17 protein-coding genes and 1 riboswitch are annotated in these 23,266 nt (G+C 68.6%); of the genes, 5 read left to right on the top strand and 12 right to left on the bottom strand.

Going from position 1 to position 23,266, the window contains the following annotated elements:
- Window positions 1-258 precede the first annotated feature (258 nt).
- Window positions 259-690 carry a hypothetical protein gene (locus tag VA603_RS02110; RefSeq protein ID WP_323437802.1) on the top strand — a complete coding sequence of 144 codons (432 nt, stop codon included), beginning with the start codon at window positions 259-261 and terminating at the stop codon, window positions 688-690.
- A 362-nt stretch (window positions 691-1,052) separates the two neighbouring features.
- On the opposite strand, the gene VA603_RS02105 is transcribed toward VA603_RS02110, so the two are convergent.
- Both VA603_RS02105 and VA603_RS02100 read right to left on the bottom strand, forming a co-directional pair.
- Complete coding sequence (locus tag VA603_RS02105) at window positions 1,053-1,469, bottom strand: hypothetical protein (RefSeq protein ID WP_132864553.1); 417 nt, start codon at window positions 1,467-1,469, stop codon at window positions 1,053-1,055.
- A 70-nt stretch (window positions 1,470-1,539) separates the two neighbouring features.
- Window positions 1,540-2,760: a multidrug effflux MFS transporter gene (locus tag VA603_RS02100; RefSeq protein WP_313255496.1), complete on the bottom strand. Its 1,221-nt coding sequence runs from the start codon at window positions 2,758-2,760 to the stop codon at window positions 1,540-1,542.
- Window positions 2,761-3,087: 327 nt separating this feature from the next.
- A riboswitch (glycine riboswitch) is annotated at window positions 3,088-3,196 on the top strand.
- A gap of 110 nt (window positions 3,197-3,306) precedes the next feature.
- On the opposite strand from VA603_RS02100, the gene gcvP reads away from it, so the two are divergent.
- Window positions 3,307-6,171 (top strand): aminomethyl-transferring glycine dehydrogenase, encoded by a 2,865-nt coding sequence (gene gcvP, locus VA603_RS02095; protein WP_323437801.1) that lies wholly within the window; start codon window positions 3,307-3,309, stop codon window positions 6,169-6,171.
- Window positions 6,172-6,428: 257 nt separating this feature from the next.
- Here gcvP and VA603_RS02090 read toward each other — a convergent pair whose 3' ends face one another.
- The 3 genes from VA603_RS02090 to VA603_RS02080 form a co-directional block, all read right to left on the bottom strand.
- Window positions 6,429-9,086: a M1 family metallopeptidase gene (locus tag VA603_RS02090; RefSeq protein WP_132864556.1), complete on the bottom strand. Its 2,658-nt coding sequence runs from the start codon at window positions 9,084-9,086 to the stop codon at window positions 6,429-6,431.
- Between the two features lie 158 nt (window positions 9,087-9,244).
- Entirely contained in the window at window positions 9,245-10,156 is a 912-nt protein-coding gene (locus tag VA603_RS02085) for an MBL fold metallo-hydrolase (protein ID WP_425603656.1), read from the bottom strand.
- Between the two features lie 261 nt (window positions 10,157-10,417).
- The gene (locus VA603_RS02080) at window positions 10,418-11,017 is read right to left on the bottom strand and encodes a nitroreductase family protein (RefSeq protein ID WP_132864558.1); all 600 of its coding nucleotides are present in this window, start codon (window positions 11,015-11,017) and stop codon (window positions 10,418-10,420) included.
- Between the two features lie 296 nt (window positions 11,018-11,313).
- On the opposite strand from VA603_RS02080, the gene VA603_RS02075 reads away from it, so the two are divergent.
- Window positions 11,314-12,135 (top strand): methyltransferase domain-containing protein, encoded by an 822-nt coding sequence (locus tag VA603_RS02075; RefSeq protein ID WP_192286345.1) that lies wholly within the window; start codon window positions 11,314-11,316, stop codon window positions 12,133-12,135.
- Here the strand turns inward: VA603_RS02075 and VA603_RS02070 are convergent.
- The 7 genes from VA603_RS02070 to olsF all read right to left on the bottom strand — a co-directional run bounded on the left by VA603_RS02070 (window position 12,129) and on the right by olsF (window position 20,448).
- On the bottom strand, window positions 12,129-13,187 hold the full coding sequence (locus VA603_RS02070; protein WP_323437799.1) for a metal-dependent hydrolase: 1,059 nt from the start codon (window positions 13,185-13,187) through the stop codon (window positions 12,129-12,131). The genes VA603_RS02075 and VA603_RS02070 overlap by 7 nt on opposite strands.
- Before the next feature lie 32 nt (window positions 13,188-13,219).
- On the bottom strand, window positions 13,220-14,332 hold the full coding sequence (locus tag VA603_RS02065) for an ABC transporter permease (RefSeq protein WP_323437798.1): 1,113 nt from the start codon (window positions 14,330-14,332) through the stop codon (window positions 13,220-13,222).
- Window positions 14,329-15,492, bottom strand: a complete 1,164-nt coding sequence (locus VA603_RS02060; RefSeq protein ID WP_323437797.1) for an ABC transporter permease — start codon at window positions 15,490-15,492, stop codon at window positions 14,329-14,331. Before VA603_RS02060 ends, VA603_RS02065 begins: the two co-directional genes overlap by 4 nt.
- The gene (locus VA603_RS02055) at window positions 15,477-16,487 is read right to left on the bottom strand and encodes an HlyD family secretion protein (RefSeq protein WP_323437796.1); all 1,011 of its coding nucleotides are present in this window, start codon (window positions 16,485-16,487) and stop codon (window positions 15,477-15,479) included. The genes VA603_RS02060 and VA603_RS02055 overlap by 16 nt, the downstream gene beginning before the upstream one ends.
- The gene (locus VA603_RS02050; RefSeq protein WP_323438066.1) at window positions 16,484-17,818 is read right to left on the bottom strand and encodes a TolC family protein; all 1,335 of its coding nucleotides are present in this window, start codon (window positions 17,816-17,818) and stop codon (window positions 16,484-16,486) included. Before VA603_RS02050 ends, VA603_RS02055 begins: the two co-directional genes overlap by 4 nt.
- Before the next feature lie 117 nt (window positions 17,819-17,935).
- Window positions 17,936-18,739, bottom strand: coding sequence for a UDP-2,3-diacylglucosamine diphosphatase (locus tag VA603_RS02045; RefSeq protein ID WP_313255476.1), 804 nt, complete (start codon window positions 18,737-18,739; stop codon window positions 17,936-17,938).
- A complete protein-coding gene (gene olsF / locus VA603_RS02040) occupies window positions 18,736-20,448 on the bottom strand; it encodes a bifunctional ornithine lipid synthase OlsF (RefSeq protein WP_323437795.1) in 1,713 nt (570 codons plus the stop codon). The genes VA603_RS02045 and olsF overlap by 4 nt, the downstream gene beginning before the upstream one ends.
- Window positions 20,449-20,638: 190 nt before the next feature.
- Between olsF and metK the strand changes: the two genes are divergently transcribed.
- Both metK and VA603_RS02030 read left to right on the top strand, forming a co-directional pair.
- Window positions 20,639-21,874 carry a methionine adenosyltransferase gene (gene metK, locus VA603_RS02035; protein ID WP_132864565.1) on the top strand — a complete coding sequence of 412 codons (1,236 nt, stop codon included), beginning with the start codon at window positions 20,639-20,641 and terminating at the stop codon, window positions 21,872-21,874.
- Between the two features lie 127 nt (window positions 21,875-22,001).
- A complete protein-coding gene (locus tag VA603_RS02030; RefSeq protein WP_323437794.1) occupies window positions 22,002-23,216 on the top strand; it encodes a DUF1444 domain-containing protein in 1,215 nt (404 codons plus the stop codon).
- Window positions 23,217-23,266: the final 50 nt, after the last annotated feature.

Genomic DNA, 23,266 nt, shown 5'->3' with positions numbered 1-23,266 from the left:
GATCATGCGGATGCGGGACAGGCTCCACCGGCCCGACATTGACAGCCCGCATTGGCATGAACATCTTGCCCGCCTACTCCTGGAGACCCGAATGCCCCCTGCAGCACGCACCGTGCTTTTCCTCCTGCTCGCCACGCACACTGCGGCCGGATGGGCGGCACAACACACCGAGCCCCTCCGCGTCGGCTACACCGAACGCGATCGCGCCTTCGGCTTCACGTTCACACCGCCGGCGGGCAAGGACTGGAAACAGGACAAGTGGGGCAGCGCAAACCTCAGCGTCGACTGGAACGCGGGCTCGACCACCGACAGCAGGAAGATCGAGGCCTACATGACCCGGCCCGATGTCCCGACCAGCCCCTTTCCGGCTACATCGAGAACATCCGGCGCAAGCTGGAGCAGGACTTCTCCAACAGTCCCGTCGCCACCATCAACCACCTGCAGGTAAGGGAATACCCGGCGGACAAGCGCTGCGCCAGCATCCACCTGCGGCTTGAGCTGCGGCAACCCGCCGCCGATGGACAACGGCAATGGGCCGAGCAATACACCTTGTCCTGCGGTTCGCCGCGCTACGCCGATGTTGGCTACGAGCTGCGCTACTACCACCGCTACACCGACGCTCACCGCGACCCGAACCTGCAGGCCAAGGCCGAGCAGGTGCTGGGCAGCATGCGGATCGAAGAGGACTGATTACCGGGCCAGGCGGCTGGATGGAAGGCCGCTCCTGCGGATCCCTGGCAACCGGGTCGGCGTGCCGTCGGGGCCCATGGCGTCATCGTTGCCGCTTTTCCCGGCATCGTTGCCACTTCCCGCGGCATCGCTGGCACATCCCTCCCGATGCGTGCCATCCGAAGCGGCATGACTGACGCTTTTTTCGACATCCGTGCCGCTTCAACGGGCAATGCCGGCGCCCCATGCGAGATCACCGGCACAGGGGCGACATCGCTGCACCTTGAAGGGATGGGCCTGCCGCTCCAGGTGACACGCCTGCCGCAGAAACAACAAAGGCGCCCTCGGCGCCTTCGCTGATCCGGCAACTTCCCCGCAGACGCTCAATGCGTGCCAGCGGCGCGCTTCGCGCCCACGCCCAGCTCACCGGCCAGGTTGCGCTTGTAGGTGTCGAAATCGATGCCCTGCTCGGCCACCTCCGCGTGCGCGGCGTCCTTCAGTGCGTCGGAATACATCAGGCGCACCGGGGTGTTGTTGTTCTCGTGCCATTCGGCGGCCTGCATGATCAGCGCCAGCACGCGTGCGGCGCTGGTGGTCTCGCCGGCGATCTTGCCGTCCATGCCCAGCACCCACTCGCCGTCGCGGCGGACGATGCCCGCCAGCAGGCTGCGCTGCTGGTCACGCAGTTCGGCGTGCGGCTCGACCTTGGCCTTCGGTGCCGGGTTGGCCTCGGCCTGGTTGCGGGCGCGCTCGGCCAGCTTCTTCTTCGCCTCGCGGCGGCCCTTGGATTGAATCGACATCGTGGTGTGCTCTTTGCCGTCGCCGCTGATGGCGGCAGGGATAGTGTCCCCGATCGGGGGTGAAGATGGATCAGGCCGCCGGGGTGTTGCGTTGGGCACGCTGGCTGATGCGCTCCCACTTCCACATCAGCCCGCTGCCCAGCGCGAACAACGCCGCGCCGATGGCCAGGCTCAGGCCACTGCGGCTGAGCAGCGGCGACAACACCCCGGCGATGACCGCATTGGTCACCAGCGTGCTGAAGGCCTGCATCGAGGAGGCCGTGCCGCGCTGGCGCGGGTACATGTCCAGGATCGCCAGGCTCAGGATCGGGAAGATCAGCGCCACGCCGAACGAATTGAGGGTCAGCGCCAGCACCGCCCACGGCACGCTCATCTGCGGGGCCAGCGCGTTGTAGGCAATGTTGTAGACCGCCGCCACCGCCATGAACGCATAGCCGATCCGCACCGCGCGCGCGCCGGCGATGCGCCCGGCCGCGCGGCCGGAGGCATAGGCGCCCAGCGCCATGCCGCCGATGGTCGGGATGAACAACCAGGCGAACTGCTGCTCGTTCAGGTGCAGCAGGTCCAGGATGAAGGCCGGTGCCGAGGCGATGTACAGGAACAGCCCGCCAAAGCCCAGCGAGCCGGCCAGGGCCAGGCGCAGGAAGCGCGGGTTGACCGCGATGCTCCAGTAATCCTGGGCCAGCCGTGCCGGGCGCAGGCTCAGCCGGGCCTGCGGCGGGTGGGTTTCCGGCAGCCACAGGCAGGTAACCACCAGCAGCAGCGTGGAGAACGCCACCAGGAACCAGAAGATGCCCTGCCAATGGCTCCAGCCCAGCAGCCAGCCACCGATGATCGGGGCGATGGCCGGGGCGATGGAGAAGATCATCGACACCTGGCTCATCAGCCGCTGGGCGTCGTCGCCGTCGTACAGGTCACGGATGACCGCCCGGCCGATGATGTAGCCCACGCCGGCGGACAGGCCCTGCAGGCCGCGGAACAGCAGCAGCGAGCCCATGTCGCGCGACAGCGCGCAGCCGATCGAGGCCAGGATGAACACCACCAGCCCGCCGATGATCACCCGCTTGCGGCCCAGCGCATCGGACAGCGCGCCGTGGACCAGGCTCATCAGCGCATAGGTGAGCAGGTAGACGCTGATGACCTGCTGCATGGCCAGTTTGTCGGCGCCCATCTGCGCGCCGATCTGCGGGAACGCGGGGAACACCGCGTCGATGGCGAACGGGCCGAACATCGACAACCCGGCCACCAGCGCGGCGATCCGTCGCAGCGAAACCTGCTTGCTTGCTTTCATGGCTTCCTGTGGAACAACGTGCATCGGCACCGGCAGGCAGACCGGTGCGGGAGGGAAAAATGAACAGGGCCGGACACGGTAACGCCGCGCGGCCATATCGCGCCTGTTTATCCGGACATGAACCCGCGTCAGCCCGCGGTACCGGCCTCCCCGCCCACCGCGTGCAACGCGCGATCTTCGGGCCGGGAACGGAATGGTAATCTAAGCCGGTGCGCAGGTCTGCCCCGGGCTATAATCGGCGGGCTGTACGAACACGGTGGGAGAAGCGGCTGACCCCGCTGCCGAAGGCGCAAACGCCCGTAAATCGCTCAGGCCCGATACCACCTGCACCAAAACTCTGGAGAGACCGGTTCAATCCGGCGCCGAAGGGGCACGAAGCACACGATCCTCGTCGCGTTGCTTCCAAACTCTCAGGCAAAAGGACAGAGGGGCGCGAGGCAAGCCACCGGCTTGCCGGCCGTGATGCCGCCTGCGCGGCAGCGGGGCCGTACCGGTGCTTGCCTGGCTCACCGCCCCAGCCCTGCATGCCTTCTCCGGACGTCAGCCATGACCCAGAACACCCCTTCGCTGCGCGAACTCGAACACTCCTCCGCGTTCGTCGACCGCCACATCGGCCCCAACGATGCAGAAATCGCGCAGATGCTGCGCACCGTTGGCCATGATTCGCTTGAAGCCCTGACCGACGCCATCGTGCCGGGCTCGATCAAGTCGCCGGCACCGCTGGCGCTGCCCGAATCGCTCACCGAGGTCGAGGCGCTGGCCAAGATCCGCGCCATCGCCGGCAAGAACAAGGTGCTGCGCAGCTTCATCGGCCAGGGCTACTACGGCACCCACACGCCGAACGTCATCCTGCGCAACATCCTGGAAAACCCGGCCTGGTACACCGCCTACACCCCGTACCAGGCGGAGATCTCGCAGGGCCGCATGGAAGCGCTGATCAACTTCCAGACCCTGGTCGCCGACCTGACCGGCATGGAGATCGCCAACGCCTCGCTGCTGGACGAAGCCACCGCTGCCGCCGAGGCGATGACCCTGGCCAAGCGTTCGGCCAAGTCCAGGTCCAAGGTGTTCTTCGTGCACGACGCCGTGCACCCGCAGACGCTGGAACTGCTACGCACCCGCGCCGAGCCGATGGGCATCGAGCTGCAGGTCGGCACCCCGGCCGAAGCCATGACCGCCGACGTGTTCGGCGTGCTGCTGCAGTACCCCGACACCACCGGCCACATCGGTGACCACAAGGCGCTGGTGGAGGCCATCCATGCCCGCCAGGGCCTGGTCGCCGTGGCCACCGACCTGCTCGCGCTGACCCTGATCGCCGCTCCCGGCGAATGGGGCGCGGACATCGCCATCGGCAACAGCCAGCGTTTCGGCGTGCCGTTCGGCTTCGGCGGCCCGCATGCGGCCTTCATGGCCTGCCGTGACGCCTACAAGCGCTCGATGCCGGGCCGCCTGATCGGCGTGTCGGTCGATGCCGAAGGCAAGCCGGCCTACCGCCTGACCCTGCAGACCCGCGAGCAGCACATCCGCCGCGAGAAAGCCACCTCCAACATCTGCACCGCCCAGGTGCTGCTGGCGGTGATGGCCTCGATGTACGCCGTCTACCACGGCCCGGAAGGCCTGCTGCGCATCGCCCGCCGCACCCACCGCCTGGCCGCGATCCTGGCCAGCGCACTGCGTACCGCTGGCGTTGCGGTCGGCAATGACTTCTTCGACACCCTGCACGTCACCGGCGTCGACGCCGCGGCGGTACAGGCCAAGGCCGTGGCCGCGGGCATCAACGTGCGCGTGATCGATGCAGGCGCGGTCGGCATCAGCCTGGACGAAACCGCCACCCGCGCCGACATCGTCGCGCTGGGCCAGCTGTTTGGCGCCACGGTCGACGTCGATGCACTGGACGCCGCCACCGCCGATGCCCTGCCCAAGGGCCTGCTGCGCACCAGTGCGTTCCTGACCCACCCGGTGTTCAACACGCACCACAGCGAGCACGAGATGCTGCGCTACCTGCGCTCGCTGGCCGACAAGGACCTGGCGATGGATCGCACCATGATCCCGCTGGGCAGCTGCACCATGAAGCTCAACGCCACCGCCGAGATGATCCCGGTGACCTGGCCGGAGTTCGCCAACATCCACCCGCTGGCACCGGCCGACCAGGCGCAGGGCTACAAGGAGCTGATCGACGGTCTGGAAGCGATGCTGGTCGAATGCACCGGCTACGACGCGGTGAGCCTGCAGCCCAATTCCGGCGCGCAGGGCGAGTACGCCGGCCTGCTGGCGATCCGCGCCTACCACCGCTCGCGCGGCGAAGGCCATCGCGACATCTGCCTGATCCCGGATTCGGCGCACGGCACCAACCCGGCCTCGGCGCAGATGTGCGGCATGACCGTGGTGGTCACCAAGACCGATGCCAACGGCAACGTCGATGTCGATGACATCCGCCGCAACGCCGAGAAGTACAGCGACCGCCTGGCCGCGATCATGATGACCTACCCGTCCACGCACGGCGTGTTCGAGGAAGAGGTGGTCGAGATCTGCCAGATCATCCACCAGCATGGCGGCCAGGTGTACACCGACGGTGCCAACATGAACGCCCTGGTCGGCGTGGCCAAGCCCGGCAAGTGGGGCTCGGACGTGTCGCACCTTAACCTGCACAAGACCTTCTGCATCCCGCACGGCGGCGGCGGCCCGGGCGTGGGCCCGTGCGCGGTCAAGTCGCACCTTGCCCCGTACCTGCCGGGCAAGCTCGGTGACAACGGCCCGGTCGGCATGGTCAGCGCGGCCAGCTTCGGCAGCGCCTCGATCCTGCCGATCAGCTGGATGTACATCACCCTGATGGGCACCGCCGGCCTGCGCAAGGCCACCCAGGTGGCACTGCTCAATGCCAACTACATCGCCAAGCGCTTGGCCCCGCACTACAAGACGCTGTACACCGGCCGCAACGGCCTGGTGGCACACGAGTGCATCCTGGACGTGCGTCCGCTGGAGAAGACCTCCGGCATCGGCGCCGAGGACGTGGCCAAGCGCCTGATCGACTTCGGCTTCCACGCCCCGACCCTGAGCTTCCCGGTCGCCGGCACGCTGATGGTGGAGCCGACCGAGAGCGAATCGCAGCACGAGCTGGACCGCTTCATCGACGCGATGATCCAGATCCGCGAGGAGATCCAGGCCATCGAGGACGGTCGCCTGGACCGCGAGGACAACCCGCTCAAGCACGCCCCGCACACCGCCGGCGCGGTGTCGGCCAGCGAGTGGACCCACGCCTATCCGCGCGAACTGGCCGCCTTCCCGCTGCCGTCGCTGAAGCTGCAGAAGTACTGGCCGCCGGTGGCACGCGTGGACAACGTGTACGGCGACAAGAACATCATGTGCGCCTGCATCCCGGTGGATGCGTACAAGGAAGACGTGGAAGCCTGATCGGCTTCTGCGTTGGCCTGATGTGACAAAGCCAGCCGGTGCGAACCGGCTGGCTTTTTGTTTGGGCGCTGGGGGCTGAGAGCTAGAAGCTGCCCTCACCCCAACCCCTCTCCCGTACACGGGAGAGGGGCTTCAAAGCAGCAATTGCGAGTAATGCTTCAACCTGCAGGGAACTGAGCTCCTCTCCCGCCTGCGGGAGAGGGGTTGGGGTGAGGGCCGCGTCACCGCTTCACCGCAACAACTCAGCCCCCATTTTCTCAATACCCGTTCTTCCGCAACCAGGCATCCACCTGCGGCTTGCGCTCGGCGCGCAGCTTCACCCGCGTCTGGATGCCGGCGATCACCGTCTCCGCATCGCGGCGCGAGGTGGCGGCGATGTACTTGTCGGCGAAGGCGTTGATCTTGTCGACCATCTGCAGGTTGTCGGCCGAGGCCCCCAGCTGCGGGAAGTAGCCTGCCCGCGAGGTACCGTCCACCAGCGTCTCCACCTTCTCGCGGTTGGCCACCGCGAAGTCGAAGGCCAGGTCCGGGTGCTCGCGCGACACGCCGCCGATCATGCCGGCACCGTTGGTCGCGCCCGGCTCTTCGGTCAAGGCCATGTCCAGTGCACGCTGCGCCAGCGCCACGTCCTTGCTCTGCGCCAGCAGGTGGTAGTACTGGTCCCGCACCATCGAGGACGTCTCCTTCTTCGCCAGGGCATGCAACTGCTCCCAGGTCGCGGCATCGGCGTGTCGTGCGACCACGCCCAGCACGGTGCGGCGCAACTCCGGCGACAGCGATTCGGGCTTGGCCAGGAAGGCGGCGAAGCGGCGGCGCGCTTCGGCGATCACCTGCGGGTCGTCCATCGCGCCGAGCATGGCGATCAGGCCGCCGCGCAGCTGGCGCGTCTGCGCCGATTCGCCATCCCGGTCATCCCAGCCCAGCGAGGCCAGCACCGGCTCCAGGCGGGCGTAGGCGTACTTGCGGAATGCCGCCTGGCGCGTGGCATCACCTTCGAACAGGTCGTCCAACCCACCCAGCGTGCGCGACACGCGCTGCCACAGGTCCGGCGGCGCATCGCCGGCCACCTTGGCGGTGAGGTCCAGCGTATCGGCCTCCGGCTGCAGGCCGACGGCTGCCAGCGCGCTGGCATCCATCATCACGCCGAGCTGGTCGACCACCGGCAGGCGCTCGAAGCCGTCGCTCAATGCCTTGAACTGCTCCGGCGAGTACAGCGTGCGGTAGTAGCCCTTCTGCCCGGCGTTGACCAGTACCGGCCCGGCGCAGCCCGGCAGGTCGACGGTGGCGCTGCCGTCGACCAGGGTACGCACGTCCTTGCCGTCGGCGCCGCGCACGGTCACCGGCACGCGCCAGCGCAACGGCTGCTTGTCCTTGCGGTCGATGGTGTACTCGCCCTGCTGCAGCGTCACCCGCGTCTTGCCGTCGATGCAGGCGCTGGCGCTGCGGATCAGCGGGATGCCCGGCTGCAGGGTGAAATCGTGTGCCACTTCGATGAACTGCTTGTCCGGCGCCGCCTTGGCGATCTCGCGCCAGAGGTCATCGGTGACCGCATTGCCGTAGGCATGAGCGCGCACGTAGCTGCGCACGCCATCGCGCCATGCGTCGCTGCCCACGTAGTCCTCGAACATGCTGATCACCGCCGCGCCCTTGCCGTAGGTGATGCCGTCGAAGGCCTGGCTGGCCTGCTCCACGGTGGCCACGTGCTGCACGATCGGATGCGTGGTCGCCATCGCATCGCGCCCCATCGCACCACGGCTGGTCATGGCGGCGTCGACGTTGTTCAGGTCCCACTCCGGATGCAGCTTGCGGGTGGTGCGGCCTTCCATCCAGGTGGCGAAGCCTTCGTTGAGCCACAGGTCGTCCCACCACGCCATGGTCACCAGGTTGCCGAACCACTGGTGCGCGATCTCGTGCGCGGCGATGCTGAAGACCGCCTGCTTGTCCGAGACGCTGGAAACCGCCGGGTCCAGCAACAGCGCGTATTCGAAGGTGAAGATCGCGCCCCAGTTCTCCATCGCGCTGAAGAACTGGCTGCCGCCCGGCGCGGCCACGTTGTCGAGCTTGGGCAGCGGATACGGCACGCCGAAGTAGTCGTTGTACTCGGCGATCACGTCACGGCTGGCGTCCAGCGCGAACTGCGCCTGCGACAGCTTGCCGGCCGGCACCACCACGCCGATCTCGGTGCCGTTGTCGGCGGTGACGGCGCTGCGCTCGAACTCGCCGGCCGACATGAAGAGCAGGTAGGTCGACATCTTCGGCGTGGTCTGGAAGACCACCTGCTTGAGCCCGTTGCCCAGCTCGCGGGTGGCGGTGGCCGGCATGTTGCTCACCGCCATCTGCGCGCTGGGCACGTTGAGGGTCAGGTCGAAGGTGGCCTTGAACCCCGGCTCGTCCCACGAGGGGATGAAGCGCCGCGCATCGGAGTTCTCGAACTGGGTGAACAGCGCGCGCTTCTTGCCCGAGTCGGTCGGGTAATCCAGCGCGAACAGCCCGTTGGCCTGGGTATTGATGGTGCCGCGGTACGCGGTGCTCAGCGTGTAGCGCCCCGGTGCCAGCGGCTTGTCGAAGGCGAAGGTGGCGGTCTGGTTGTCGGCATCGACGCTGACCTTGGCGACCAGCGGCTGGCCCTTGCCGCCATCACTGAGGCGGCTGTCGCCGAACTCCAGCGCAGCGGCCTGCAGCACGATGCGGTCGGTGGCCGACAACACCTCGATGTCGATGCTCACCTTGCCGTCGAAACGCATCTGCTCCGCATGCGGGGTGATCTCCACCCGGTAGTGCAGCGGCTTGGCCGTGCGCGGCAGCTGGGTGGTGATCTCGGCGACGCCCGGCGCCGAGGGAGCGACCTGCGCGAACGAAGGAACGGCAACAGTGGCCAACGCCACCGCAATGGCTGCAGCAAGGGAGCAACGCATCAAGTCTTCTCCTGGACGGAAGAAACATAGGGATGAACGACAGTGCGCCGATCATCCGCTTCGCCCAGGGGTGCCGACAGCGCCGGAAGTCATACCGGCGCCGATGCACGCGTTGCCGGCGGCGCCGTGGATCTCAAATCATCACGACGCAACGGCGATTACTTCCACTCCATCTCACCCTTGGCCACCTTGGCACTAAGCGCCAGCGAGTCGGCGCCCTTCAGGGCCGGATAGCGCTTCTGCATGGCCTCGACCAACTGCGCGGCATCCTTCGCCTTGGCGGCCTCCTCGTCGAAGGCACGGATGTAGTCGGCGGTGAACGTCACCGCGGCCAGATCCTGCGGCGCGCCTTCGGCGTAGTGGCCGGGGATCACGCGCGCCGGCTGCAGCGCGGTGATGCGCTCCAGCGCGGCCAGCCAGTCCTGGTGCGACTGCGGCGTCTGCGTATCGGCCATGAACACATGTTGCCCGGCATCCACCAGCACGCCGCCCATCACCGTGCGGATCGACGGCACCCACAGTGCGGTGCGCTCTGGGCTGGGGCCCTCCAGGCCGATGACCTTCAGCGCCTGCCCTTCCAGCGTCAGCGTGTCGCCCTGCAGCGGCGTCGGCACCAGCAGCTCGGCCGGCGCGTTCGCGCCGAGTTGTGGCCCCCACACCTTCAGCTTGGCGTCCTTGGTCGCCTGGATGTGCGCCACCGTCTGCGGCGTGGCAACGATCCGCGCGTCCGGGAATGCGGCATGCAGCGTGGACAGGCCGAAATAGAAGTCCGGGTCGCCGTGGCTGATGTAGATGGTGGTCAGCTGCTTGCCGGACGCCTTGATCTTCTCCACCAGTTGGGCGGCCTCGGCGGTGGAGAACTGCGCATCGACCAGGATGGCCTCGCGCGCGCCACTGACCAGTTCGGAGGACACCGCGAAGATGGCGCGCTCACCCGGGTTGAACACCTCCACCGACAAGGGCGCCGGCGCAGGCGTCACCGCTTCCCCGGCGGCCACCGCCGGGACCTGTGGGGCATCCGTCGTGGCCGGCGCATTCCGGTCACAGGCCGCCAGCAGGGCCGTGGTCAGCAACAGGCCAAACGGCAGCAGGTGTTGGGGGTTCGTCTTGAGCTTCATGGGGTCTCCCGGGTTCGGATCGACACCGCCGCGACGGTGGGCGGCAGCGTGCAGTGGTGCGTGCAGGCCGGCAATGCTGGCAAGGCAACGGTTAGCGGGCCGTCAAACGGCCGGCGCGTGCCCCGATGCACGCCCACAAAAAAGCCCGCCAGCGAACTGGCGGGCCATCCGGCTTGCATCAACGCGCGGGGGAGAGCGTCGTGCCGACGAGGATCAGCCGAACACCTTGAAGCGGGCTTCGTCTTCCATGTAGGTCTTTTCGCCGTGCGGGGCCTCGTTGGAACCGAACGGCATCTGCGCGCGCAGGGTCCAATGGGCCGGCACGCCCCAGGCTTCACGCACGCCCTGGTCCACCAGCGGGTTGTAGTGCTGCAGGCTGGCACCGATGTCGGCGTCGGCCAGCGCGGTCCAGACCGCGAACTGCGCCATGCCGTTGGACTGCTCGGCCCAGACCGGGAAGTTGTCGGCATACAGGGCGAACTGCTCCTGCAGGCCCTTGACCACGTCGGTGTCGACGAAGAACAGCACGGTGCCCGCGCCGGCGGCGAAGCTGTTGAGTTTGCCTTCGGTGGCGGCGAACGCTTCGGCCGGGACGATCTTGCGCAGTTCGTCCTTGGCACGCTCCCAGAACTTCTGGCTCTCGGCACCGAACAGGATCACCGCACGCGAGGACTGCGCGTTGAAGGCCGACGGCGCCTCGCGCACGGCCTGCTTGATCAGGTGGGTGACGTCGTTCTGGCTCACCGGCAGGCTCTTGCCCAGGGCGTACTGCGAACGGCGCTTCTTGAACAGGGAAATGGCTTGGCTGGACACGGTCGAATCCTCTTGGAGATGGAAGCAGACCGGCGGGCTGCCGATCCGTGCTTGACGGGGCCCATTTTATTTGCCGACAAATTCAGAACAATTACCCATTGGCCAATAAATCGTTTCATTTTCAGAACAAATATCGCAGCCACCTGCGATCCAAGGCCCGGCCAGCGGCGGCAGGCCCTGGCGCGGCCTGCTGATAACCCCCCGTTTCCAGCACAGAACCGCTGGTCATCAGCGCGCATGCGCCGCGCTAACGGTTACTGGCGATACTTTCCTGATCCCTGCAACGCGCTGTACCCATGACGCTCAACGACTTCCCCTACCTGCACGGCTTCTCCGCCACCGAGCAGGCCCGGCTGCGCAAACAGGCGCGGCTGTTCGAACCGTCCATCTTCCAGGACATCGACTTCGGCAACTCCCGCCACGTGCTCGAAGTGGGCAGCGGGGTGGGCGCGCAGACCGAGATCCTGCTGCGCCGCTTCCCGGACCTGCAGGTCACCGGCATCGACCTCAACGAGCGCCAGCTGGCCGCCGCCAACGAACACATGGCGCAGATGCCGTGGCTGCGCGAGCGCTGCAGCTTCCAGCGTGCCGATGCCACCGACCTGCCGTTCGAGCCACGCAGCTTCGACGGTGCGTTCCTGTGCTGGGTGCTCGAACACGTCCCCTCCCCGGCCCGTGCACTGGCCGAAGTACGGCGCGTGCTCAGCCCCGGCGCGCCGGTGTACGTGACCGAGGTGATGAACGCCTCGTTCCTGCTGGACCCGTACTCGCCCAACCTGTGGCGCTACTGGATGGCCTTCAACGACTTCCAGATCGACAGCGGCGGCGACCCGTTCGTCGGCGCCAAGCTGGGCAACCTGCTGCTGGCCGGCGGCTTCCGCGACGTGCAGACCCGCACCAAGACCGTGCACCTGGACAACCGCGAGCCGGCCCGGCGCAAGGTGATGTTCGCCCTGTGGGAGGAGCTGCTGCTGTCGGCCGCCGACCAGTTGCTGGAAGCCGGCAAGGTCGACGCGGCCACGGTCGACGGCATGCGCCGCGAGTTCGGCCAGGTACAGAACGACCCGAATGCGGTGTTCTTCTATTCCTACGTGCAGGCCCAGGCCACGGTCTACTGAACGCCCGCGGCGGTCGGCCGGTCCTGCGGGGCCTGCCAGATCCGCTGCCACACCTGCCCCAGCCGCTGCCGCAGCACGCCGCGGTTGCCGGCTTGCCGGTAGGCCGGCAGCACCTGGCGCGGCGCGATGCCCCGCCAGCCATCCCCGTCGGCCGCAGCCACCGCGAAGTTGAAGTTGTAGTCCGGCTCCAGCCCCATGCGCAGGTCACTGAGCACCAGCTCGCCGTCCTGCACCTGGGCGCGCATGAAACCGTGGTTGAACCAGGCCAGCCGCGCGACCGCGGGCAAGTCCGCGGCCTGGCGCAGGGCCTGCACGTTCGACGGATGGCCGCTGAACTGCATCGGGCCGTGGTCGGCCCACAGCGAGCGGTCGCCGACGACATAGCCCTGCGGGGTCATCGCCACCACCCGCCACAGGACGGTATTGAAGGGCATCGGTACCGAGAAGCGCGGCGCGTCGGCCAGCCCCATGCGGGCCAGCGCCTGGTGGGCGGCGCGATCGACCTGCGCCTTGGCCAGCAGCGACCAGCCCAGGTAGCCCGTGCTCAGTACCAACCCCAGCACCAGTGCCCGCTGCGCCAGCGGCCTGGCCCGCGCGAACCACGCCACCGTACAGCCAAGCAGCAACCACACGGTGTACAGCGGGTCGATGATGAAGACGCTGGACCACATCGTCGGTGGCGGTGCCAGCGGCCACCACAGCTGCGTGCCGTAGACGGTGAAGGCATCCAGCAGCGGATGGGTGACCAGCGCCAGCACGATCGCCCACCACCAGCGCGCCGGCGCGGCGGCTACCCGGCCCTTGCCGTAGCGGCGGAACAGCCACCAGATCAGCGTGCCCAGCAACGGCAGCACGAACAGCGAGTGGCTGAAGCTGCGGTGGATGGTCATCAGGCTCACCGGGTTGTCGGTGAAGGCCCAGATCAGCGCCCCATCCAGGTCTGGCAACGTGGCCAGCGCCGCACCTGCCAGCAGGGCGGCACGACGGTGGGCGGCAGGCGTGATGGCGGCGGCGATGGCACCGCCAAGGACGATCTGGCTGAGGGAATCCATGCGCCGATGCTAGCAGCCGTCCGGCCGCCGCTTCACCCCCGCGGGGTGCCGCGCAACCGCCAGCAGGCCAGTGCGCCGTAGAGCAGCGCCAGCAGCCCCAGGTTGAGTAGCTCCCCGCCCACCTCCGGCAGCCGCGCGCCCATCTGCTGGGCCCGGACGATGGCGTTGATGCCGGGGGTGGTTGGCAGCAGCTTGGCCAGGGCCACCAGCAGCGGCGGCGAGGCCAGCGCCGGCCAGGACAGGTTGGACAGGAAGAACAGCGGGATCGACACCCCGGTGACGTACTGGAAGGCGCGTTCGCGGGTGCTGAAGAAGCTGCCGACGAACAGCCCGAACGGCACCGTCGCCAGTGCGAACAACAGCACCGACAGCATCAGCACCGGCACGTTGCCACCGCGCGGGTAGTCCTGCACCCAGGCGGTGAAGCCCACGTAGTACAGCAACCCGCACACGCCCACCAGCACGAACGCCGCGCCCATCCCGAGCAGCGAGGGCGCGTCGAACCGCAGGCGACGGCCCAGCTGCGCGCGCCGGCTGCCCAGCAGCACGCCGATGCCGAGCAGCAGCGTCTGGTGCACGATCAGCTCCGACACGCCCGGCACCACGCTGCTGCCATAACCTTCGCGGGTGTTGTAGAGCGGGCGTTGCACCAGCACCAGCGGCGCCGCCTGCGGCGCCCCCATGAACGCGGCCTGGTGCACCGCCTGCTGGCGCGCGAACGCGGTGACGCCTTCGGCCAGCCCACTGAGGATCGCGCTGGCCCGGCTCAGGTAGGCACCGTTGCCCAGCAGCTCCAGTTCACCGCTGCCACCGCGCAGGATGTCGCGTTCCAAGCGCGCCGGAATCAACACGATGCCGTCCACCTGCCCGGCCTCCAACTGCGCCCTGGCCTGGGCCAGATCCGCCGGTTGCGATACCACCTGCACCGCGCGCAACGCATCGACATGGCGGACCAGCGCGCGGCTGGTCGCGCTGCGGTCGGCATCGACCACTGCGATCGGCAGCGCGCTGGCCACCTGGTGCCGGTACGCGGCCGGGTAGAAGAACGAGTACAGCAGCACCGCGCCGACCATCACCGTCACCGCCGCCTGGTCGGCGAACACCGCCAACAGCGTGGTGCGGAAGGCGGCCAGCACGCGCCTCATGCTGGCACCGGCGCACGCGCGGCACGCAGCAGGCGCAGCCCGCCCAAGCCACCGCTGACCACCGCCATCAGCAACAGCACCGCCAGCGGTTTCAGCGATACCTGCCATGGCGAACCCATGAACATCTGCTGCATCTGCACCTGCACGTAGGCGGTCAGCGGCAGCAGGGCGTTCCATACCCGGGTGAACAGCGGTGCCTCGATCACCGGGAACGTCGCCCCGGAGAACGCCAGTGCCGTGCCGATGGTCAGGCCCACCAGCGACAGGCCGCTGCCCATGTCGCGCGCCACCGCGACAAACAGCAACCCGAAGCAACAGCAGGCCAGGTAGAACAAGGGCTGGGCCAGCAGCAACAGGCCCAGGCTGCCGTTGATGCCGTCGCCGCGCAGGTAACCCAGGTACAGCACGCCCAGCCCGCCGTACAGCGAGAACAGCGCCACGTAGGGAAACAGCTTGCCGGTAATCGCCGCCCACGGCCGTTGTCCCAGCCAGTCGGCCAACAGGCCGTCGCGACGCTCGCGGCCGAACGCACCGCCGGCCGCCAGCGCGGCCAGCAGCGACAACACCGCCGGGAAGACCAGCGGCAGCAGGAACAATTCATAGCTGCGCGCCGGGTTGTGCAACACCGTGGCCTGCACGCTGACCGGTGCCGCGCGCAGCTTGTCCGGCCCGGTCTGGCGGGCGATCTGCTCCTTCAGCAGGCGTGCGTTGTAGGCTGCGACCGCATCGGCGATATCACGCCCGGCCGATTGACCGGTGGCCATGTAGGTGGCGTTGTAGAACGCATAGACCGGCGCCTCCTCGCCCCGCAGTGCACGCCGGCTCATGTCGCGCGGCACCAGCACCACGGCGAATACCTCCAGCGCGCGCAGCTGTGCCTGCGCCTCCTGCAGCGAGGCCGGCTGGCTGACGATCGCCAGCCCGGGGCTGGCATCGAGCGTGCGCGCCAGCCCGCGGCTGGCCGGGCTGGCGTCCAGGTCCACCAACGCCACCGGCACCTGCCGCAGCACGGCGCCGGAGAACAACCACATCATCAGCGCCATCAACAGCCACGGCAGCAGGGTGACCAGGCCCAGCTCCCAGCGGTCGCCGCGCCAATGGCGCAGCTCGCGCCGTACCGAGGCGATGAACGCGCTGCCCGGGCTCAGCCCTGCGGCCATGCGAACAGCACGCTCATGCCGGGGCGGAAACCCTCGATGGGCTGGCGCGGCCGCACCCGCACCTCGAAGCTGCGCACGTCATAACCGGACGACTGGCGGGTGCTGCGCCAGGTCGCGTAGTCACCGGCCGGGTTGATGAAGTACACCTCGAACGCGGCCTGGCGGCCGCCCAGCGCCGGAATGCTGCCCTCCACCACCGCACCGGGCTTGAGGCCATGCAACTGGTCCTCGCGCAGGTGCATGGCCACCCACATCCGGTCGATGTCCACCAGCGTGAACACCGGGTAGCCGGCCGGCACCAGTTCGCCGACATCGGACATGCGCTTGCCCACCTCGCCGGCCTGCGGCGCGCGGCCCAGGGTCTCCTGCCGCGCGGCATCCACCTCGGCCTTGGCCCCCTCGGCCTGGCGCACCTGCGCCAGCGCGGCCTGCTTGTCCTGGGTACGGGCACCGGCCAGGGCCAGGTCGTACTGCGCGCGCGCGGCACGGGCCAGTTCCTCCGAACTGCGCGCCTGCGCCTGCGCCTCGTCGCGCTTCTGCCGGGTCATCACGCCTTCGCGGTACAGGTTGTCCAGCCGCCGGAAAGTGCTGGTGGCCAGCTCGGCGCCGGCCAGCGCGCGCCGCCAGTTGGCCTCGGCGGCACGGATGTCCTCGCTGCGTGCGCCCTCCTCCGCCTTGGCCGCCATCGCCTGCGCCGCGGCCACCACCGCCTCGGCCTGGCGCTCCTTGGCCGCCACCTCCGGGCTATCCAGCTCGAACAGCACCTGGCCGGCGCTCACCCGGTCGCCCTCGCGCACCCGCAGGCGCTCCAGCCGCGCGGTGACCTTGGCCGAGACATTGATGTTGTCGGCATCGGCCATGCCCTGCACCTGGTCGCGCGGCGTGCGCAGCCCCAGCCACAGGCCGATCACGACCAGCAGCAACAACAGCACGCCACCGATGGCGAAGAGGCGGCGTTGCCGCGGGTTGGCTTCCGCCTGCAGGGAGTCGCTCATTCCAGCACCTTGTCCGCACGCCGGCGGAAGTCGTCATACCGTTGCAGTTGCCCGCTCACTTCCAGCAGCTGGGCCAGCGCCACGTCGAACTGGTAGGCGGCCTGGGCGCGCTCCACCCGCGCCCCGCCCAGTGCCAGCCGCGCGTCGATCACGTCCAGCGAGGTGGCCTGCCCTTCGCGGAAGGACAGCTCCTGCAGGCGCAGGTTCTCCTCGGCCTGGGCGATGCTGCTGTCGAGCAGGCGGAACTGCGCGCGCGCGGTGTCCAGTTCGTTCCAGGCCTTGCTGACGCCGAGCTGCAGCTGGTTCTCCACTTCGCTGATGCCGGACTGCGCCTGCTCCAGCTGCGCGCGCGCGGCGCTGACCTGCAGTGGCCGCGCGTTGGGCGAGAGGAAGGTGTAGCGCAGGCCGATCCCGAACGCCCAGTCGGCGTCGGTCAGCAGTGCATCGCGGCGGCGCAGGTCGTACTGGCCGAACAGGTACAGCTGCGGCTTGAGCTTGGCCTGTTGCACGCGCACGCCCTGCTCGGCCTGCGCCGCCAGCGCACGCATGCGGTCGACCTGCGGATGGCGCTGCAGCGCGCTGCGCTCGAATTCCTCGCGCGTGCCGAGCGGTGCGCTGATGACGAACAGCGGCGAGCTCGTGCCCACCGTGCCGCCACTGCGCAGCAGGGTTGCCAGCGCCTGCTGCAGCGTGGCCAGGTCGTTGACCGCCTTCTGGTACTCGCGCTCGGCCTTGTCGCGCGCGACGTTGGCCTGCAGCCGTTGCGCCTTGGTGGCGAAGCCCTCGCGCTCGAGCTTCTGCGCGTCCTGCAGGTGGCGCTCCAGGCCATCGCGCACCTCGCGCCGCACCTGCACCGCCTGCTCCGCCAGCTGCTGGCCGAAGTAGGCCTGCACCAGCTGCAGCGACAACGATTGCCGCTGCGCCTCGCGCTCGGCCTGCGCCATCGTGGTGGCAGCCTGCGCTGCCTGCTGGGCGGCGGGAATCAACCCGCCGCTGTACAGCGGCAGCGTTGCGGTGATGATCGGCCGGGTGCGCCAGTCCCGCTCCACGAACTCCAGCGGGGACTCGATGCCGAATGCCTCGGCCACCGGCGCCAGCGAGCCCAGCGGCAGGTTGAGGGTCTTCTGGAACTGCATGCGACGCACGTCACCGGTGATCTCCGGCAAGCGCAGGTAATGGGTGGCGTCCTGCAGGTCCTGCTTGTTGCGCACCCCGGCCTGGGCCGCGGCCAGGGCATCGGAAACCTGCTCCAGCCGCTCGCGGGCCTGCTCGAAGCTCAGCGCCGGCACATCCGCTGCCAGGGCGGCCGGTGCCAGCCACGCACAGGCCATCGCCAGGCAGATCCTTATCGTTACCGGCTGTTTCGCTGCCACCCGGACACTCCCTGTTTCCACAGCTGGCGCCAGCATAGCTGGCTGTCCAGTCATGAAAAAGGCAAGACGGGCGGTTCAGGCCACCCGCGCCAGCCCGGCCGCCCCGGGCAGGCAGGCCAGGCTGTTGCCGGCATGGTCGAGCAGGCGCAGGCTGCCGTCATGGTCCTCGGCCAGCGCGGTCAGGCTCTCGACCCAGTCGCCATCGTTGGCGTAGACCAGCCCGTCACGCTCGACCAGCGCGGCGCGGTGGATGTGCCCGCAGACGATGCCGTCCAGGCCGCGCCGCCGCACGTCGTCCAGGCCGGCCTGCACGAACCGCTCGATGTAGCGCTCGGCCGCGCCGCTCTGGCGCTTGAGGAACTCCGACAGCGACCAGTAACGCAGCCCGAAGCGCTGCCGCAGCAGGTTGAGCAGGCGGTTGCCGGTGAGGATGCGGTAGTACAGCCAGTCGCCGAAGCGCTCCTGCAGGCCCCCGAAATGGGTGACCCCGTCGTAGTCGTCGCCGTGCACCACCAGCAGCCGGCGACCATCGGCGGTGACATGGATGGCGCGGCGGCGCACCTGCATGGCCGGCAGCATCAGCCCGCAGGTACGGCGCAGCGGCGCGTCATGGTTGCCGGGGATGTAGATGATCTCGGTGCCGGCCCGGCGCAGCGCGTGCAGCGCCTCGATCACGTCATTGTGGGCAGGTCGCCAGCTGGCGCGTTTGTGCGACAACCACCACAGGTCGACGATGTCGCCGACCAGGTACAACCGTTCGCAGCGCAGGGCACCGAGGAAACGGGCCAGCTCGGCGGCATGGCAATGCCGTGCACCCAGGTGGGTATCGGAGATGAACACGGTGCGGCGGTGCGGTTGCAGCACCCGGGGCGCGTTCACGCCACCGCCCCGGCGTCGCGCAGGTAGCGCTTGCGCTTGTTGGGGCGGATCGCCTGCAGGTCGACCTCGATCAGGCCGTCGATGGAGTCGCTGAAGTCCGGGTCCACCCCGAATGCCAGGAACCGCGCCCCGCCCGGTTCGCACAGGTCGATGTACTGGCGGTACAGGGTCGGCACGCTGGTGCCCAAGGCCGCCAGGTTGGCCTTGAGCACCTCGAACGCCGCCGTGGCATCCATCTCGCCGAAGCTCGGCGGCGCGGCGAAGTACTGGAACGGTCGGTTGGATTCGACCAGGCCCGCGCCGGCGCCGTAATAGCGCTGGTAGTAGGCCACCAGCTGCTCGCGCGCGGCCAGCGGCAGCGCGGCGCTGATCGACACCGCGCCAAACAGGTAACGGATGCCCGGCTGGCGCTGCAGGTAGGCGCCGATGCCCTGCCACAGGTAGTCCAGGCTGCGGCTGCCCCAGTAATCGGGCACCACGAAGCTGCGGCCCAGCTCCATGCCTTCGGCGATGCGGGGGATGGCATCGTCGGAGTAACGGAACAGGCTGGCCGTGTACAGGCCTGGCAGGCCGTTGCGGGCCAGCGCGGTGGCACCGCGCATGATCCGGTAGGCCCCGGCGATGCGCTGCACCGCCGCGTCCCAGACCACGATGTGCGGGTAATGCGGGTCGTAGTCATCCAGGTCACGGCTGCGCCCGGTGCCCTCGCCGACCTGGCGGAAAGTCAGCTCGCGCAGCCGGCCCAGCTCCAGCAGCAGCGGCGAACCGGCCGCGCAACGCGCCAGCCGGATCTGCTTGCCGTCGCTGGTCTGGCCAAGCAGTTCGGCCGCTTCCAGGGCCTGCGCCACCACATCGGCATCGATGGCGTCGGCCAGTGGCTCGGGGCCGGCCTCCGCCATGCGGGGGGCCAGCGGCGCCTCGCCCAGGGCGTACAGCGCGCGGCGGACCTGTTCCAGTTGCTGCGCCGGGTCGCCGTCGCTGCCCAGCAGCATCGGCTGTCCCACCTGCAGGCGCAGCGGCCGGCCACGGCGGGCGAACATCTCCCGCGCCAGCAGCGCGGTGCCGGCCGGCTTGAACACGGCCGAGGCGCCATAGAACAGCGCCGAGTTGCGCGCCTGTACCCGTACCGGCAGCACCGGTGTCTGGCAGGCCCGGGCGAAACGGACGAACCCCCGGTTCCAGCGACCATCGCGGATGCCCTGCAGCGACAACCGCGACACCTCGCCGGCCGGGAACACGATCACGCACTGTTCTGCCTCCAGTGCCTGCTCGATGGCCTGCAGGCTGGCGCGCTGCGCCCGTCCGCCCAGGATCCGCACCGGCAGCAGCAGCTCGCGCAGCGGCTCCAGCGCCAGCAGCATGTCGTTGGCGATGATCCGGACGTCGCGGCGAACCTTGCCCACCGCGTCCAGCAGCGCCAGCGCATCCAGCGCGCCGGAGGGGTGGTTGGCCACGATCAGCAGCCGCCCGCTGGCCGGGATCCGGGCCAGTGCGGCGGCGTCGACCGTGTAGCCGGCCTGCAGGAACGCCAGCGCGGCGCTGACGAAGTCGAAGCCGTGCTGATCGGCGCTGCGCGCCAGGAAGGCGTCCATCCGGTCAAACCCCGACCAGCGCCCCACCGTGCGCAGCAACGGCCGCGCCAGGTGGCCGCGCCGGCCACGGAACCAATCGGGATAGCGCTGCTGCAGGCGGTGCTCGATCTGTTGCATGGGGATACCCCGACGGCCCTGTTGGCCGGCAGCCTGCGCCCGCCAGAAGGCAGGCCGGTTGCGGTTTTGCGGCAGTTCGATGACCCCGGCTTAACCGTATGGCAACGGCGCCCCCTGCACTATTCCCCCCCGGCCCCGAGCGTGTATCATTCGCAGCTATCTTTTCATCCGCATACAGGGATACAAGCTCATGTCCAGCTATCTCTTCACCTCCGAGTCGGTCTCCGAAGGCCATCCGGACAAGATCGCCGACCAGATCTCCGACGCCGTGCTTGACGCTATCCTGGCCCAGGACAAGCGCGCCCGCGTCGCCTGCGAGACGCTGGTCAAGACCGGTGCCGCCATCGTCGCCGGCGAAGTCACCACCTCGGCCTGGGTCGACATCGAGGAGCTGACCCGCAACGTCATCAACTCGATCGGCTATGACAACTCCAACGTCGGCTTCGACGGTCATACCTGCGCCATCATCAACATGCTCGGCAAGCAGTCCCCGGACATCGCCGCCGGCGTGGACGGCACCGACAAGAAGAGCAAGAAGCCGGAAGAACAGGGCGCTGGCGACCAGGGCCTGATGTTCGGCTACGCTTGCAACGAAGCCCCGGAGTTCATGCCGGCGCCGATCTACTACTCGCACCGCCTGGTCGAGCAGCAGGCCAAGGTCCGCAAGAAGAAGAACTCGCCGCTGCCGTGGCTGCGCCCGGACGCCAAGAGCCAGGTCACCCTGCGCTACGGCCAGGACGGCAAGATCGAAGGCCTGGACGCGGTGGTGCTGTCGACCCAGCACGACCCGGGCGTGAAGCAGAAGGACCTGATCGAGGCCGTGCGCGAGCACATCCTCAAGCCGGTCCTGCCGAAGGCATGGCTGGACAAGCTGCCGAAGAACAAGGTGCACATCAACCCGACCGGCATCTTCGTGATCGGCGGCCCGGTGGGCGACTGCGGCCTGACCGGACGCAAGATCATCGTCGACACCTACGGCGGCATGGCCCGTCACGGTGGTGGCGCGTTCTCCGGCAAGGACCCGTCCAAGGTTGACCGTTCGGCCGCCTACGCCGCCCGCTACGTCGCCAAGAACGTGGTTGCCGCCGGCCTGGCCGACAAGTGCGAAGTGCAGGTCTCCTACGCCATCGGCGTGGCCGAGCCGACCTCGATCTCGGTCACCACCTTCGGCACCGGCAAGATCCCGGACGCGCAGATCGAGAAGCTGATCCGTGCGCACTTCGACCTGCGCCCGTACGGCATCATCAAGATGCTCGACCTGATCCACCCGATGTACCAGCAGACCGCCGCCTACGGCCACTTCGGCCGCAAGCCGAAGGAATTCTCGTACGTCGACGGCGATGGCAAGACCCAGAACGCGACCGCCTTCTCCTGGGAGAAGACCGACCGCGCCGAGGCCCTGCGCAAGGCTGCCAAGCTGAAGTAAGCGCGACCGGCATCGCCCGTTGCACCCCGACGGGCCGCGCAAGCGGCCCGTCGTCGTTTGCGCAGTTGCCCTTGCAATGCCGCCATCACCGCGCCCACGATGGCTGGCATTCACAAGGAGCGTTGGCATGTTGCAGGCATTGATCGGCAAGCTGTTCAAGGACAAGCCCGACCCGGACCGCTTCGCCGGGAAATTCATGGATGCCGTCCGCGCCAACGGCTACCCGCATCCGCTGGAGTACGAGTCGGATACCTTCCGCATCCGCCACGCCAACGGCTCCTACTTCAATCTTCACAATGCCTACCAGGCGTACCTCAATGCCCCGCGCGGCCAGCAGCGCAAGGCCCTGCTGGCCTTCAGCGGCCTGCTCGGCATCCATGAGGACGACGAGGCGATGACGCTGGAGCAGGCGCGCCCGCTGCTGCGTCCGCTGATTCGCAGCATCACCCAGCTGGAGGAGATCACCCTGCACCATGCCGAGCAGGAGGGCTGGAATGCACCGCCGCAGCGCCTGCAGTACCGCCGCCTGAGCGAGGAATGCGTGGAACTGCTGGCCGTCGACCACCCCGACCATACCGCCACCCTCACCCAGGGCCCACCGGAGGAGTGGGGCATCAGCTTCGACGAGGCGTTGGTCATCGCCCGCACCAACCTGCGCCAGAGCCCGGACGAACCCTTCGTCGAGGTGGCCCCCGGCCTCTACCAGGCCGCCTGGGGCGACGCCTACGACAGCAGCCGCGCCCTGCTGCCGGACCTGCTGCACCGTGTGCCGGTCGCCGGCCTGCCGGTGTTCATGCTCGCCACCCGCGACATGCTGCTGGTCGCTGGCGAAGGTGACCTGCGCGCGCAGGCGGCGATGCTTGAACTGGCTGGCCAGGCATTCGCCGACGGCCGCGTGATCTCCTGGGAAGTGCTGCGCTATGACGATGGCCAGTTACATCCGCACGTGCTGGCCGACCCTGCGTTGCGCGAGCGGCAACGGCAGCTGCGGCTGGAACTGGACGGCGATGCCTACGCCATGCAGAAGCAACTGCTCGACCGCGTGCACCAGGCCCACGACGAGGATGTATTCGTGGCCAATTTCATGGTCCACAGCGAGGAGCGGCATTCGCTGTGCGCCTGGACCGAAGGGGTGGCCAGCTCGCTGCCGCGCACCGACCGCATCGTGCTGGTGATGCCGGTCAACGAGGACGATGCGCACACGCTGGTCGTGGACTGGGAGCAGGCCCAGCCGCTGATCGGCCACCTGCTGCAGCAGGACAGCCGCCACCTGCACCCGCCCCGCTACCTCACCCTGGGCTTCCCGGACGCCGAAACGCGCGCCCGCTTGCAGCCGCTCTGACTCGCTCACCGGATGCTCCTGCCACCCCGGCGATGCACTACCATCGCCGC

Origin of the sequence: Stenotrophomonas capsici, from assembly GCF_034961085.1 — a bacterium.
GTDB lineage: Bacteria > Pseudomonadota > Gammaproteobacteria > Xanthomonadales > Xanthomonadaceae > Stenotrophomonas > Stenotrophomonas capsici.
This window is presented reverse-complemented; position numbering and strand designations above follow the sequence as displayed.